Source organism: Streptomyces sp. SID9727 (assembly GCF_010550605.1).
GTDB lineage: Bacteria > Actinomycetota > Actinomycetes > Streptomycetales > Streptomycetaceae > Streptomyces.
Genome location: NZ_JAAGNI010000316.1, coordinates 1 through 14,342 on the forward strand (window position 1 = coordinate 1; position 14,342 = coordinate 14,342).

Sequence of the window (14,342 nt, forward strand, 5' to 3'; positions counted from 1 at the left end):
CGCCCCTCTGCCGTCCCCCGGGCAGCCCGGGTCCGGCGCCGGCCACGCGCTCCCCACCGCGGACCCCGGCGCGGCCGGTCCCGTCGCCACGCCGCCGAGCGGGCCGCCCCCCGTCGCCCCGCCGCCCGGCTACGGTTACGGCTACCCGCACCAGGCCGCCCAGCCTCAGCAGGTCCAGGGCTACGGCCACCCGCAGCAGCCCGCCCCCGGCCCGGGATACGGCTATCCGCAGCAGTCCGGCCAGGGCCAGGCATACGGCTACCCCCAGCAGCCGAGCCCGGACCACGGCTACCCGTACGGCTACCCGCCACAGCCCGGCCAGGGCGCCACTCCCCCGTACGGCCCCGGGTACCCCGCCGGCACGCAGCATCCGGCCCCCGCTCCCGAACCGGCCCGCAGGAACAGCGGCTCGACCATCGCGCTGATCCTCGTCGCCGTACTGGTCGCCGTAGGCGCCGGCGGGTCCGTCTACGCCCTCATGAACGACAAGGGCGGGACGCCCACGGCGAAGCCCACCCACTCGGCCGGGCCCACACCGACCCGGGCCGTCGACGAGTCCCCCTCCCCCGATGTCTCCCCGGACCCCTCGCCCGACGACGGGGGCAACGGCGAGGAGGGCGGCATCCCCGACGGCTACCTGGGCTCCTGGTCCGGCAGCATCGACAACGACACCGGCCACTCCACCCGTGAACTCGTCATCCACCAGGGCGAGGCGGGCGACACGGTCCTCACCCTGACCGCCGAGGGCCCCCTCGCCGACGGCGGCACCTACCACTGCGTCTTCGAGGCGCCCCTGACCGCCGAGGCCGCCGAAGGCGAGTCCGTCAGCATCGGCCCCTCCACCGTGACGGAGGGGGAGCCTGCGGCTTCCTGCTCCCCGGGGGCTCCGACGACGCTCACCCTGCTCCCGGACGGCAGTCTGAGACGTGAGAACACGTCCAGCGGTGAAAAGCTCACGTACACGAAGTCCGGCTGACGCGCCGGGCCGGGCGGGAGCGCCGGTGCGTGCGCACGGCCGCCCGCTGCCCTGCCCCGCCGCCGGTTTCACTGGATCAGCGGCCGGAGCGACATGAGCAGGTGCTGGTGGACCGTGTCCCCCACCCCGTCCGCCGCTGCCACCGCTTCCTCATGGTCCCGGTGTCCGGTGATCATGGCGCGCTGCCCCTGGCCCATGAGCTGGAACCGGAGCACCGGGCTGTCGAACGTGGCCAGCGCGTCCATCAGGTAGGAGGGGTTGAACCCCACAGCGATCTCGTCGGCGCCCAGGAGCCCGGCGGGCAGGCGCTGGGAAGCCACGTCGTCCTCGTACCCGGCCTGGAGCAGGACGGAGTCCCCGCTGAACACGAACTGGAGCGGGCTGTCGCCGTCCGCCACGACCGCGACCCGCTTCACCGCCTCGACCAGCGGTTCGCGCTCGGTCACCGCCTTGACCGGCCCGCTCAGCACGAACAGCTTGTCGTGGCGCGGGAGCCGGCCGTCGAGCAGCCGGACCGTGGTGCGCATGCCCTCCCGTTCGAAGCCCGCCGAACCGCTGTCCAGGGCGAGGCGGACCGTGCCGGGGCGGGCGCCGACCGAGCGGGCGATCTCGCTGAGCCGACGGGCCGAGACGACGACGTCGGCGGTGGTGCCGTGCCCCGTGGGCCGCCAGTCGAGCGTACGGACGGCGAAGCGGTAGCGGTCGGTGGCCGCGAGGGTCATCCGCTCGCCGTCGAGCGCCAGGCGGATTCCGGTGAGCGTGGGGAGGGTGTCGTCCCGGCCGGCGGCCACCGACACGTCGGCGACGGCTGCCGCGAACTCCTGCCCGTCCACCTCACCGAGTATCTCGGGGAGCGGCGGCAGCGCGGGGTAGTCGTCCAGCGGCAGGACGGACAGACCGAATCCGGCGCCGCCGCCCGTCACCGTGAACCGTGAACCCTCAACCGCGCATTCCACCGGTCCATCGGGCAGCACCTTGCACACGTCGAGCAGCCGGCGGCCCATGACCAGGACCTTCCCCGGCCGTTCGGTCCGCGCCGCGACCTCGATGCGGGCGGATGCCTCGTAGTCCAGGCCGGAGATGCTCAGTCTGTCGTCCGTCGCCTCCAGCAGCAGACCGCCCAGGACGGGCACGGGCGACCGGGTGGGCAGAACGCGGGCGGCCCAGGCGACGGCATCCGCCAGCTCGCCCCGTTCGATCCGGAATTCCATCGTGCTGACCTCTCCTCGTGCGCCGACCGCCTGCGGTCCCGATGCTTGCGACGTTAGAGGCGACCACTGACAACGAAGCGGGGAACGCCTCCGTCCGCGAGGTCGGAGGCGTCCCCCACACGAGTGAAGTTGCCGGGTGAAAGCGCTGGTCAGCAGCTCAAGTTGGAGCCGGGCGTGGTCCCGAGGATCTGCACGAACGCCTGGTACTTGTTGATACGGCTCTGGACCTGGGCGGGGTTGCCGCCGTTGCACTCGATCGAGCCGTTGATGGAGCGGATCGTCTCGCCGAAGCCGGCGCCGTTCACCATGGCGTTGTGGGCGGTCATGGTGCCGGGGCCGTTCTGGGTGTTCCAGTACCAGAGGCCGGTCTTCCAGGCCACGGCGGCGTCGGTCTGCACCAGGTTCGGGTTGTGGAGCAGGTCGATGCCCAGCGCGTCGCCCGCGGCCTTGTAGTTGAAGTTCCAGCTGAGCTGGATCGGGCCGCGCCCGTAGTACGCGGCCTGGCCGGCCGGGCACCCGTAGGGCTGGCTGCTGTCGCAGTAGTGCGGGTAGTTGGCGGTGTTCTGCTCGACGATGTACACCAGTCCGCCGGTCTCGTGGCTGACGTTGGCGAGGAAGGCCGCGGCCTCCTGCTTCTTCACGGTGTCACTGCCGGTGTTGGCGAAGCCCGGATAGGCGTCCAGAGCGGCGACCAGCCCGCTGTACGTATAGAAGGAACTGCGACCGGGGAACATCTGGTTGAACTGCGCCTCGCTGACCACGAAGCCGGAGGACGAGCCCGGGCCGCCCGGGTCCGTGCCGCCTCCGCCTCCGCAGGCGCCATGGTCGGCCCAGACGTCCGAGCTGCCCGGTTTCTCGTTCTGCGTCCACCACTTGGCGGTCCAGTTGTGTCCGTTGTACGAGGCGGACCCGCCGCCCGTGTACACGGACGAGGCGTTCCACGCGGCCGCGCAGTCGGCGGCCGAGGCGGTGGTGGCGGGGAGTACGACGAGCCCTGCGACGACCGCGCCCAGCGCGGCGAGCAGGCCCATGATGCGTCGGAACATCTGCACACTCCTTCGTCGCGGCACACCGGTCGTCGCGGCACACCGCTGTGGGGGGTTGCCGCCACTCAAGCGCGCTTGGTCTGGACCTGTCAAGGTCTAGACCAAAAGAACGGAATCTCTGCGACCACGAGGACCCCGGGGCCTCCTCACGATGCGCCGATCGCGTCGGCCCCGGGGCTCGAGGAGGCGTCAGCAGGTCAGATGAGAGCCCGGGTTGACGCCGATGACATCCGTGATGTGCTCGTACTTGGCCGCCCGGGCCTGCACCGAGCCGGGGTTCCCGCCGTTGCACTCCAGAGAGCCGTTGAGTGAGCGGATGGTCTCACCGAAGCCGGCCCCGCCGACCATGGCGTCATGGGAGGTCATGGTTCCGGGACCGTTCTGGGTGTTCCAGTACCAGAGCGCGGTCTGCCAGGCGACGGACGGATCACGCTCCACCAGCCAGGGGTCGTTGAGCAGGTCGAGGCCGAGCGCGTCCCCCGCCGCCTTGTAGTTGAAGTTCCAACTGAACATGATCGGGCCGCGTCCGTAGTAGGCGGACTGGCCGGCCGGACAGCCGAACGGCTGGCTGTAGTCGCACTTGATCCAGTAGTTGGCCTCGTTGATCTCCTTCACGTACCGCAGACCGACCGACTCGAAGTCGGCATGCGTCAGGAACGCCGCGGCCTCCCGGCTCCTGGTCTCCTCGGTCCCGGTGTTGGCGAAGCGGGGATACGCGTGCAGCGCGTCGATCAGGCCCTGGTAGGTGTAGAAGGGGTCGCGCTCGGGGAAGATCTCGTCGAACTCCGCCTCGCTGATGACGAAGTCGGAAACCCCTCCCGTACAGGCGCCCGCGTCCGCCCAGACGGTGGTGGCGCCCGGGTTCTCGTTCCGCGTCCACCACTTCGCCGTCCAGTTGCGGCCGTGGTGCGAGACCGCGCCGCCCGCCGGATAGGCGGTCGAGGAGTTCCACAGGAGTGCGCACGACACGGAGCCTGCGGCGTCCGGTGCGGCCGGTGCGGCGGTGGCGACGCCGGGCAGGAAGGCTGCCGTGGCGACGACCGCGCTCAGTACGGTCAGGATGCTCTTGATGCGGTTCAGCGCTGCTCACTCCTTCGACGAGGACGGGCATGGTGCGCCGCACACCTCGGCGGGCAGGCCGTGCGGGCATCCCTGCACCCAATCGCCGCTGGTCTGGACCTGTCAAGGTCTAGACCAGCCGTTCGCGTGGAGCGTGCACATGCCGGAGGGCCGGGGCTCAACCGCCGCCCCGGCCCTCCTGTGCACCCGTACGACTACAGGAACGAGTTGATCTCGATGGTCTCGGTACGGCCGGGGCCGACGCCGATCGCGGAGATCGGGGCGCCGGACATCTCTTCCAGCGCCTTCACGTACGCCTGCGCGTTCTTCGGCAGGTCGGCGAACGTCTTCGCCTTGGTGATGTCCTCGGACCAGCCCGGAAGCATCTCGTACACCGGCTTCGCGTGGTGGAAGTCGGTCTGGCTGTACGGGAGCTCCTCGACGCGCTTGCCGTCGATCTCGTACGCGACGCACACCGGGATCTGCTCCCAGCCGGTCAGCACGTCCAGCTTGGTGAGGAAGAAGTCGGTGAGGCCGTTGACCCGGGTCGCGTACCGCGCGATGACCGCGTCGAACCAGCCGCACCGGCGGTCGCGGCCGGTGGTGACACCGCGCTCGCCGCCGATCCGCCGCAGCGCCTCGCCGTCCTCGTCGTGCAGCTCCGTCGGGAACGGCCCGGCACCGACCCGGGTCGTGTACGCCTTGAGGATGCCGATGACCCGGCTGATCTTGGTCGGACCGACGCCGGCACCGGTGCAGGCGCCGCCCGCGGTCGGGTTCGAGGAGGTCACGAACGGGTACGTGCCGTGATCGACGTCGAGCAGGGTGCCCTGACCGCCCTCGAACAGGACGACCTTGCCCGCGTCGATGGCGTTGTTCAGGACGAGCGTCGTGTCGGCCACGTAGGGCTTCAGCTGCTCCGCGTACTGGAGCATGTCCTCGACGACCTTGCCGGCCTCGATGGCGCGCCGGTTGAAGACCTTGGCCAGAAGCTGGTTCTTCTGTTCCAGGGCCGCCTCGACCTTCTGCTCCAGGATCGACTCGTCGTAGAGGTCCTGGACGCGGATGCCGACCCGGTTGATCTTGTCGGCGTACGTCGGGCCGATGCCGCGCCCGGTGGTGCCGATCTTGCGCTTCCCGAGGAACCGTTCCGTCACCTTGTCGACGGTGACGTTGTACGGGGTGATCAAATGAGCGTTGCCGCTGATCAGCAGCTTCGACGTGTCCACGCCGCGGTCGTTCAGCCCACTCAGCTCGGAGAGCAGGACCGCCGGGTCGACGACGACACCGTTACCGATGACCGGGGTACATCCCGGTGACAGGATGCCGGAGGGGAGGAGATGCAGTGCGTACTTCTGGTCACCGACGACCACCGTGTGGCCGGCGTTGTTGCCGCCCTGGTAGCGCACCACATAGTCCACGGATCCACCGAGGAGGTCGGTGGCCTTTCCCTTGCCCTCGTCACCCCACTGAGCACCGAGCAGCACAAGTGCGGGCACAGGCGTACACCCCTTCCGGGCGGGGCATGTCCAAGGTCAGGGGCGTACGAAAACGCCGTACATGCCGTACGTCGTTGTACGGCACAGTCCGAACCGTCGAACCGGGTGCCCCGGAATAGACGAAACCCCTGGCGCAATAGCGCAAGGGGCTCTTGCACCAAGATGCTACCCGAGGAAGGACCGAGGTGTCGGCTGCCCAGCCCCCCGGTAACGGTGCGCCCCACCTGCTGGTGGTGATCGATCCGGTCGCCCGCCGGACGGACGGCGAGTCCGTCCGCATCGCGAAAGACGTGCTGAGCGCGGGCTCGCACGCCAAGATCTGCCTCCCGGACAGCCCCGGGGAATTCGCCCGGGCCCTGTCCCGCCGGGGCGGTCGGCGCCCGGTGGTGGTCGGCGACGACCGGGCGCTGCGGCGTGCCGTGTCGCTGCTGCACCGGGAGCGGGAGCCCGCCATGAGCGCGTTGTCCCTCGTTCCCGTCGGCGCGTCGGGCGCGCTGGAACTCGCCCACTCGCTCGGCGTGCCGAACGGCGCCGTGGCGGCGGCGCGCACGGCGCTGGACGGGGCGGTGCGGCGCCTCGACCTGCTCGTCGACGACAGCGACGGTGTGGTCCTGGGCGCACTGCGCATCCCCGCGCTGAACGGAGCCCCTGGGGCGGGAGCCGACCGCTCGGGCGTCACCTCCGTCTGGGACGCCTGCCGCTCGCTGGTCCGCACCCTGGTGCGCCCCGCGCCTCCGGAACCGCCGGCCGTGCCACCGACGCACCGGCTGCGCGTGGAGGCCGACGGCGTCGTGCTGAACGACCTCGACCGCCCGGTCGCCTCCGTGACGGTGACGTCGGGCTGCGGCGACGACGGCCTGGCCGCCGTGACGATCGACGCGCCGGACACCGCCCCGGTCACCACGGAGGCGAAGGCGGTCACGGTCTCGGGTGCGGACTTCCGCTACCGGGCGGACCTACAGGTCGCGGGGCCGGTGCGGACCCGGACGTGGACGGTCCGGGCGGGGGCCTGGGGGCTGATGCTCCCGGCGGGGTAGCGGGCGCGGGTGCTCAGGTGCCCGCGCCGGTGCTGCCCGTCGGCAGGTCGAGGGTCTTGCGGTGCTCCTCCCAGCGGCCCATCAGCCCCTCCAGTTCCGCCTGCAGGAACTCGAAGAACGCCGCCGTCTCGGCGATCCGTGCGCCGGCCGGGGTGTGCTCGCCGAGCGTGCGCGCACCTTCCCTGAGGGTGCGCTCCCAGCGGACGAGGACCTGGTCGCGGCTGGCGAAGGTGGTGTACCAGATCTCGTTGTGCAGGCGGTACCGGTCACGGCGCGAGCCCGGTTCGCGTTCGCGGCCGACCATGCTGACCTGCGTGAGGTAGTTGATCGCGCCGGACACGGCGGCGGGACTGATCTGCAGGGCCAGGGCGAGCTCCGCCGAGGTCATCGAGGCGTCGTCGTCCGCGAGCAGGGCCGCGAAGACGCGCGAGGCCATGCGCTGCATCCCCGCCTCGGTCATCTCGGACGCGAACCGCTCCACGAACCGCGCGACCGCCTCGGTGTCCCGGTCCCCCGGGCTCCGGACCGCGCCATCGACCGCGCTCTCCTCTGCGGATCCGCCGCTCATCCCGCTCCTCTTCCTCGGTGCGCCACTGCATGTCACTCCTTCGAGTTTATACGGTTCCTTAACTTCACAAAGTTGTGAAAGTAGCGTACGTTCAAAATCATGACGAAGGCAATCACCGTGGCCGGACTGTGCAAATCGTTCGGCCGGACGCAGGCGCTGGACGGGCTCGACCTGGCCGTCGAGACTGGTGAGGTCCACGGCTTCCTCGGCCCGAACGGGTCGGGGAAGTCCACCACCATCCGGGTCCTTCTGGGGCTGCTCAGAGCCGACTCCGGCGCGGCCCGGCTTCTCGGCCGCGACCCCTGGCACGACGCGGTCGAGCTGCACCGGCGCGTGGCCTACGTCCCCGGGGACGTCACGCTGTGGCGCAACCTCTCCGGCGGCGAGGTGATCGACCTGTACGGGCGGTTGCGCGGCGGCCTCGACGCGGCCCGGCGCGCGGACCTCGTGGACCGCTTCGAGCTCGACCCGACGAAGAAGGGGCGGACGTATTCCAAGGGCAACCGGCAGAAGGTGGCCCTGGTCGCCGCTTTCGCGTCGGACGTCGACCTGCTGATCCTGGACGAGCCGACCAGCGGGCTCGACCCGCTAATGGAGGAGGTCTTCCAGAGCTGCGTGGCGGAGGAGCGCGAGCGGGGCCGGACGGTGCTGCTGTCCAGTCACATTCTGAGCGAGGTCGAATCGCTCTGCGACCGGGTCAGCATCATCCGCCGGGGCCGGACGGTGGAGACCGGTTCACTGGCGGACATGCGTCATCTGACGCGGACGCACATCAGCGCCGAGCTGATACGCGATCCGGACGGCCTGGCACGGATCCCCGGGGTCCATGACCTCGACATCGAAGGGCGGCGGGTCTCGCTCCAGGTGACCACGGACCGATTGGACGCCGTCCTCAAGTCCCTCTCCTCGTCCGGAGTCCGCTCGCTGACGTGCACCCCGCCCACGCTGGAGGAGCTCTTCCTCCGCCACTACGCGGCGGACGCCGAGCAGTCGTCGGAGGTGGTGGCGCGATGACCGCCGTGTCCCTCGGAGCGAAGGCCGCTGTGCGACGCCGGGCGTCCGCCGGGCAGCTCACCGGGACCTGGACCCTGCTGAGGCTCGCACTGCGGCGCGACCGCATCGTCATCCCCGTCTGGGTGCTCGTCCTCGGCGGCTCCTTCTCCTCGGTCGGCACGTCCATCGCGTCGCTCTACGAAACGCCGGCCCAGCGAGCCCACCTCGCCGCGTCGATGAACGGCAACAGCTCGGTGCGGGCGATGTACGGGCCCGTGTTCGACGACTCCGTCGGTGGGCTGGTCAGCTGGCGCATGCTCGCCTTCGGCGCGGCGCTGGCAGCGGTGATGAGCCTGGTCGTCGTCGTGCGCCACACCCGCGAGGAGGAGGAGACGGGCCGTCAGGAGATGCTCTCGTCGGCGAGGGTGGGACGCTGTGCCCCGCTCACCGCCGCACTGCTCGCGGCCGTGGTCGCCAACGCCGGCCTGGCCCTGGTGATCACAGCCGGAATGGCCGGCTCGGGTGCGGGGGGCACGGGGGCGGTGGCGCTCGCGTCGGCCGTCGCCGGGGTCGGTGTGCTGTTCGCCTGCACGGCGGCGATCGTCGCACAGTTCACGGAGAGCGGGCGCCTCGCCAAGGGGGCCACGGCGGCGGCGGTGGGTGCCGCGTTCGTCCTGAAGGCGGCGGGCGACTCGGCCGCGGACGACGGCCCCTCCCTCCTCACCTGGCTCTCTCCGCTCGGCTGGGCGGAGAATGTCCGGCCGTACGCGGACGAGCGGTGGTGGGCACTCCTCGTGATCGCAGGCGCGGTGGCGGCGCAATGCCTCGTGGCATACGTGCTGGCCGGGCGCCGGGATGTCGGCATGAGCTTCCTGGCCGCGCGTCCGGGGCCGGCGCGGGGCCGGATGTCCACCGCCTGGAGCCTCGCGACACGTCTGCAACGCGGCGCGCTCCTGGGGTGGGCGGTGTCCTTCGGCGTGGTCGGGTTCGTCTTCGGCGGACTGGCCGGCGGGGCGGCGGACCTGGTCGGGGACAGCGAGAAGGCCCGGGAGATCTTCGAGCGGATGGGTGGGCAGTCCGGCCTCACCGATGCCTTCCTCGCCTCGATGGTCTCCGTGCTCGGCACAGTCGCCGCTCTGTACATCGCCGCGTCGGTGCTCCGGCTGCACGGAGAGGAGACCGCCGGCCGCGCGGAGCCGGTACTCGCGGGCGGGGTCGGCCGGCTCCGCTGGGCGGGGGGCCATCTGCTCATCGCCTTCGGCGGGGCGGCCCTGCTCATGGCGGTCGGTGGTCTCGGTCTGGCGGCGGGATACGGTCACGCGCTTCCGGCCGTGCTCGGCGCCTGCCTGGTGCAACTGCCCGCCGTCTGGCTGCTCGGCGGGATCACGGCCCTGCTCCACGGGGCGATACCGAAGGCGGCTCCGGCGAGCTGGGGCGTGGTGGGGCTCTGCCTGGCGCTCGGCTGGATCGGGCCAGCCCTGGACCTGCCGCAGCCGGTGATGGACGCGTCGCCGTTCACACATCTGCCGAAGCTGCCAGGAGCGGGGATGGAGTGGGGTCCGGTGGCGCTCCTCACCGTGATGTCGGCGCTGCTGGTGGCCGCGGCCCTGGCGGCGCTGCGCCGCCGGGACCTGGTGACCTGAGGCGGTGCGGGCGGGCGGGAAGGGCGCCCGCCACGGCCTCACACCTCGACCCGCAACTCCTTCAGGCCCCTGATGACGTAGCCCGGGTTCCACTCGGGCTCGGCGGCCAGTCGCAGTCCGGGTGCCTTGCGCAACAGCTCACCGAAGGAGGCGGCCAGTTCGACCCGGGCGAGCGGGGCGCCCAGGCAGAAGTGGATGCCGGCGCCGAAGGTGATGTGCGGGTTCTCCCGCCGGGTGAGGTCCAGGGTGTCCGGGGCCGCGAAGCGGGCGGGGTCGCGGTTGGCGGAGCCGAAGAGCAGCGCCACCTCGGAACCCCGGGGGATGACCGTGCCGTCGATCTCGATGTCGTCCAGGACCCAGCGCTCGAACATCTGGAGGGGGGTGTCGTACCGCATCAGTTCTTCGAGCGCCGTGGGCAGGAGCCCGTGGTCGGCGCGGAGGGCGGCCAGTTGCCCGGGGTGGCGCAGCAGCGTCCACCAGCCGTTGACCGTGGTGTTGACGGTCGCCTCGTGCCCGGCGTTCAGGAGGAGGACGCAGGTGGAGACCATCTCCTGCTCGGTCAGCCGCTCGCCCTCGTCGTGGGCGGCGACGAGGGCGGAGACGAGGTCGGTGCCCGGATGCGCGCGTCGCTCGGCGATCAGCTCACGCAGATACGCGGAGAATTCGAGGGAAGCACGGACGGCGGCGCGGGCGGTGTCCTCGGACGGGTTGAGCTCGAACATCCCGCAGATCGCCGCGGACCAGGGCCGCAGCGGGGCCCGGTCGGACTCCGGGATACCGAGCATCTCGGCGATCACGGCGACGGGCAGCGGCTCGGCGACGGCCGCCAGCAGGTCGCCCCCGCCCTGCGCGACGAAGTCGTCCGCGAGTCCGGCGGCCAGCCGCTGGACGGTGGGGACGAGCTGTTCGACGGTGCGTGGGGTGAACGCCTTGGACACCAGGCGCCGGATGCGGGTGTGGTCCGGCGGTTCGAGGTCCAGCAGCCCTTGCCCGTTGAGCGTCTCGAACGGCTCGTGCTCCGGGGGTGGCGGCGTCCGGCCGAACTCCTCGTGCGTGAACCGGTGGAGGTAGGTGCGCCCCAGCCGCCGGTCACGCAGGAGGGCCGACACGTCTGCGTGGTGCGGGACGAGCCATTGGTCGGTGGCTTCGAAGTAGTGCGCCCGGCCGGTGGCCCGCAGCTCGGCATAGGCGGGGTACGGGTCGGCGACGAACGCCGCCGACCAAGGGTCGAACGGGGCGGGGGAGGTGCTGGGCTGGTCCATGGGCCGACGCTAACCGGGCCGCCCACGACGGGCCAGTCCCACCGTGGCCGCGGGTGGAGGGCCCGGCCCGGCGGGTCCGCGGTGCCCCGGGACCACTGTGCCCCGGGACCACTGCGCTCCGGGACCGCGGTGCTTCGGGACCGCGGTGCTCAGGAAGGGGTGACCAGGCGCGCCTCGTAAGCGAAGACGGCGGCCTGGGTGCGGTCGCGCAGCCCGAGTTTGACCAGGATGCGGCTCACGTGGGTCTTGATGGTCGACTCGGCGACCACGAGGTGTCCGGCGATCTCCGCGTTCGACAGGCCCTGGGCGATGAGGACGAGCACCTCCGTCTCGCGCTCGGTGAGCTCACCGACCCGGGCCAGGGCCGGAGGGCGGGGAGCGGAGGCGAGTCTGGAGAACTCGGTGATCAGGCGACGGGTCACGGTGGGGGCCAGCAGCGCCTCGCCGGAGGCGACCACCCGTACGCCGTCGGCGAGCTGGCGGGCCGAGGCGTCCTTGAGGAGGAAGCCGGAGGCCCCCGCGCGCAGGGCTTGGTAAACGTATTCGTCGAGGTCGAAGGTGGTGAGGACCAGAACCTTCGCGTCCGCGTCCGCGGCGACGATCTCGCGGGTCGCCTCGATGCCGTTGAGCTCCGGCATGCGGATGTCCATGAGCACGACGTCGGGGCGGAGCGCGGCAACCTGGGAGACGGCCTCGCGGCCGTTCACCGCCTCGCCGACGACCTCGATGCCCGGCATGGCGTTGAGCAGGACCGAGAAGCCCTCGCGGACCATCATCTGGTCGTCCACGATCAGAACCCGGATCGGCGGGGCGGCGGGCTGCGTCGTCATACCTGCTCCTTGAAGGCACCGGACGCCCCGGGCGCCGTCTGCTGGGCCGGGATGAAGGCCGTGACCTCGTAACCGCCCTCTTCGGTGGCCTCGGCGGTCATCTCGCCGTTCAGCATCGCGACCCGTTCCCGCATTCCGGTGATCCCGTGGCCGGCACCCGGCGACGGCTTCACCGGAGCGGTCGGCGGACCGTTGACCACGCGCAGGCCCAGCCCGCCGAGGACGTAGCCGATCTCGACCCTGGCGGTGGCGCCCGGGGCGTGCCGCAGGCTGTTGCTGAGGGCTTCCTGGATGATCCGGTACGCCGACAGCTCGACGCCCTGGGGCAGTTCGCGGACCGCGCCGGTCACCGCCTTCTCGGTCACCAGGCCCGCGTCCCCCACGTTGGCGAGCAGCCGGTCGAGGTCGGCGAGGGTGGGTTGCGGCGCGTCCGGTGCCTCGTAGTCGTCGGCCCGGACGACACCGAGCACCCGGCGCAGCTCGGTGAGCGCGGCCACGGCGTTCTCCCGGATCGTGACGAACACCTGCTCCAGCTCGGGCGGCGGGTTCTCCACCCGGTACGGAGCGGCCTCGGCCTGGATGGCGACGACGGACATGTGGTGGGCGACCACGTCGTGGAGTTCGCGCGCGATCGTGGTGCGCTCCTCCAGCAGCGTGCGCCGGTCGCGCTCGACGGCGGTGACGGTGCGCTGCACGGTGACCTCGCGCTGCGCCTCCCGCCGGACCTGGACCATGCTCACCAGGAGCAGCGCGAACGCCGAGACCACCGCCATGCCCGCGGTGCTCGGGCCGCCGGCCCCGCCGGTGACGACGCCCTCCACGACGAGGCCGAGCAGCAGCGTGAGCGCCCACATCCAGGCGGCGGTGCGCGGCCGGGTCCTGGCCGCGACGACGAACAGCACCACGAGATGGGAGATGAAGACGCTCGGCGCCCACGGTTCGTAGCCGCCCACCACCACGTTCACCGGCACCTGAACCACCGACATCCAGAACGCCCCGACCGGCCTGATCAGCGTCATCGCCACACAGACGGCGGGCAGCAGTCCGGACAGCAGGACGCCGGCGTTGCCGGTCGCGGTGAACCCCGCCATGAAGGTGATCAGCGCGGCGCCCAGCACAGCCGCGTGCGGGGTCCACGCGGCCCGTGCCGCGATCCGCTTCGGCAACCGCCTGGTCAGGGGGCCGTCCGTGCGCATCGGTGACAGCGGCCGGTAGGCGAAGGCGTCCTCGAAGAGGTCGTCCCAGAGGTCGTTCATCGCACGCGCGGCGAGCAGGAGCTCCGGGCTTCTGGTCTTGGTCTCGGTCACGCTTCCACGGTAGGCGGGGCGGTGGGCCGGGTCGTCAGCAGTGATGCGGATTCCCGGCCGTCCGTCGCAAGTACTACGCGCCCCTGCCGCGACGCCCTACCAGGCGAGCTGGGCGATCTCCTCCGCGACCACCGCGCACGCGTCGGCGGCCGGGTCGATCAGGGGGAAGTGGCCGACGTCCGGCAGCAGGGTCAGCCCCACCGTCTCGCCCTCCTTCGCCGCCGCGTCCACGAACGCCTCGGAGACGGCCGCCGGGACCGTGAGGTCCGTCGTGCCCTGGACGACCGCGGTCGCGATGCCCGTGGGCAGCAGCCGCGACGGGTCGGCGTGCGCGCTCCGCCCGGCGAAGTCCTCCGCGGACCCCAGAAGCTGCCCGATCGCGCCCGAGCACACGTCGAGCGCGACCGCCGAGCCGAAGTCCGCGATCGGCGCGAGCGCCACCACGCCGCGCAGCGGGGGCGGCCCCGGGAGCCGCCACGGCGACCCCTCCGGCAGTACGTGCCGGGCGGCGGCCCACAGGGCCAGCTGCCCGCCCGCCGAGTGCCCGGTGACCACGATCCGGCGGACGTCCGCCGCCGGCAGCTCCCGCGCCAGCAGCTCCGGCAGCGCGTCCATCGCGGCGGCCACGTCGTCGAAAGTCTCCGGCCAGCGCCCCGCGACCGGGCCGGTCCCGCGCTGCTGCGGAAGCTCGCTGCCGCGCCGGTACTCCACACTGGCCACGGCGAACCCGCGCCGCGCCAGGAAGCCCGCGAACGGCGACACATGCGCGCGGTCGTACGGAGCCCGCCACGCGCCGCCGTGCAGCACGACCACGACCGGTGCTCCGGCGCGGCCCCCGCGCGGGGCGTAGAAGTCGATGACCTGGTCGGGGTGGCTGCCGTAGGCCGCGGACGCGTCGGGAGCGACGGCCG

Annotated in this window: 12 protein-coding genes and 1 pseudogene; 4 read left to right on the forward strand and 9 right to left on the reverse strand. The window is 71.9% G+C overall.

The window, feature by feature from the left end; all coding sequences use genetic code 11:
- Positions 1–976 (forward strand): annotated as a pseudogene (locus G3I41_RS21605) (serine/threonine protein kinase); the annotation flags it as partial.
- A gap of 68 nt (positions 977–1,044) precedes the next feature.
- Here G3I41_RS21605 and dnaN read toward each other — a convergent pair.
- The 4 genes from dnaN to G3I41_RS21625 all read right to left on the reverse strand — a co-directional run bounded on the left by dnaN (position 1,045) and on the right by G3I41_RS21625 (position 5,791).
- Positions 1,045–2,187: a DNA polymerase III subunit beta gene (gene dnaN, locus G3I41_RS21610; protein WP_164402055.1), complete on the reverse strand. Its 1,143-nt coding sequence runs from the start codon at positions 2,185–2,187 to the stop codon at positions 1,045–1,047.
- Between the two features lie 149 nt (positions 2,188–2,336).
- On the reverse strand, positions 2,337–3,233 hold the full coding sequence (locus G3I41_RS21615) for a glycoside hydrolase family 19 protein (RefSeq protein WP_164402056.1): 897 nt from the start codon (positions 3,231–3,233) through the stop codon (positions 2,337–2,339).
- 189 nt (positions 3,234–3,422) lie between these two features.
- Complete coding sequence (locus tag G3I41_RS21620) at positions 3,423–4,253, reverse strand: glycoside hydrolase family 19 protein (protein ID WP_203601453.1); 831 nt, start codon at positions 4,251–4,253, stop codon at positions 3,423–3,425.
- A gap of 254 nt (positions 4,254–4,507) precedes the next feature.
- On the reverse strand, positions 4,508–5,791 hold the full coding sequence (locus G3I41_RS21625) for an adenylosuccinate synthase (RefSeq protein ID WP_073966464.1): 1,284 nt from the start codon (positions 5,789–5,791) through the stop codon (positions 4,508–4,510).
- A gap of 185 nt (positions 5,792–5,976) precedes the next feature.
- Between G3I41_RS21625 and G3I41_RS21630 the strand changes: the two genes are divergently transcribed.
- Complete coding sequence (locus tag G3I41_RS21630) at positions 5,977–6,828, forward strand: diacylglycerol kinase (protein ID WP_164402057.1); 852 nt, start codon at positions 5,977–5,979, stop codon at positions 6,826–6,828.
- A gap of 13 nt (positions 6,829–6,841) precedes the next feature.
- Here G3I41_RS21630 and G3I41_RS21635 read toward each other — a convergent pair whose 3' ends face one another.
- Positions 6,842–7,396, reverse strand: coding sequence for a MarR family transcriptional regulator (locus G3I41_RS21635; protein ID WP_164402058.1), 555 nt, complete (start codon positions 7,394–7,396; stop codon positions 6,842–6,844).
- 99 nt (positions 7,397–7,495) lie between these two features.
- On the opposite strand from G3I41_RS21635, the gene G3I41_RS21640 reads away from it, so the two are divergent.
- Positions 7,496–8,410, forward strand: a complete 915-nt coding sequence (locus tag G3I41_RS21640) for an ABC transporter ATP-binding protein (protein WP_164402059.1) — start codon at positions 7,496–7,498, stop codon at positions 8,408–8,410.
- The gene (locus G3I41_RS21645; RefSeq protein WP_164402060.1) at positions 8,407–10,032 is read left to right on the forward strand and encodes an ABC transporter permease; all 1,626 of its coding nucleotides are present in this window, start codon (positions 8,407–8,409) and stop codon (positions 10,030–10,032) included. The genes G3I41_RS21640 and G3I41_RS21645 overlap by 4 nt, the downstream gene beginning before the upstream one ends.
- 38 nt (positions 10,033–10,070) lie before the next feature.
- Here the strand turns inward: G3I41_RS21645 and G3I41_RS21650 are convergent, their stop codons facing one another.
- The 4 genes from G3I41_RS21650 to G3I41_RS21665 form a co-directional block, all read right to left on the reverse strand.
- Positions 10,071–11,294, reverse strand: coding sequence for a cytochrome P450 (locus tag G3I41_RS21650; protein WP_164402061.1), 1,224 nt, complete (start codon positions 11,292–11,294; stop codon positions 10,071–10,073).
- 149 nt (positions 11,295–11,443) lie between these two features.
- Positions 11,444–12,124 (reverse strand): response regulator transcription factor, encoded by a 681-nt coding sequence (locus G3I41_RS21655; protein ID WP_164402062.1) that lies wholly within the window; start codon positions 12,122–12,124, stop codon positions 11,444–11,446.
- Positions 12,121–13,431, reverse strand: a complete 1,311-nt coding sequence (locus tag G3I41_RS21660) for a histidine kinase (protein ID WP_343242202.1) — start codon at positions 13,429–13,431, stop codon at positions 12,121–12,123. The genes G3I41_RS21655 and G3I41_RS21660 overlap by 4 nt, the downstream gene beginning before the upstream one ends.
- 96 nt (positions 13,432–13,527) lie before the next feature.
- The coding region (locus G3I41_RS21665; RefSeq protein WP_164402063.1) for an alpha/beta hydrolase at positions 13,528–14,342 on the reverse strand (815 nt) is incomplete at its 5' end.

Coding starts and splice junctions, on each gene's coding strand:
- dnaN (WP_164402055.1), bottom strand. CDS start 2,187: ATGGAATTCCGGATCGAACGGGGCGAGCTGGCGGATGCCGTCGCCTGG.
- G3I41_RS21615 (WP_164402056.1), bottom strand. CDS start 3,233: ATGTTCCGACGCATCATGGGCCTGCTCGCCGCGCTGGGCGCGGTCGTC.
- G3I41_RS21635 (WP_164402058.1), bottom strand. CDS start 7,396: ATGAGCGGCGGATCCGCAGAGGAGAGCGCGGTCGATGGCGCGGTCCGG.
- G3I41_RS21640 (WP_164402059.1), top strand. CDS start 7,496: ATGACGAAGGCAATCACCGTGGCCGGACTGTGCAAATCGTTCGGCCGG.
- G3I41_RS21645 (WP_164402060.1), top strand. CDS start 8,407: ATGACCGCCGTGTCCCTCGGAGCGAAGGCCGCTGTGCGACGCCGGGCG.
- G3I41_RS21650 (WP_164402061.1), bottom strand. CDS start 11,294: ATGGACCAGCCCAGCACCTCCCCCGCCCCGTTCGACCCTTGGTCGGCG.
- G3I41_RS21655 (WP_164402062.1), bottom strand. CDS start 12,124: ATGACGACGCAGCCCGCCGCCCCGCCGATCCGGGTTCTGATCGTGGAC.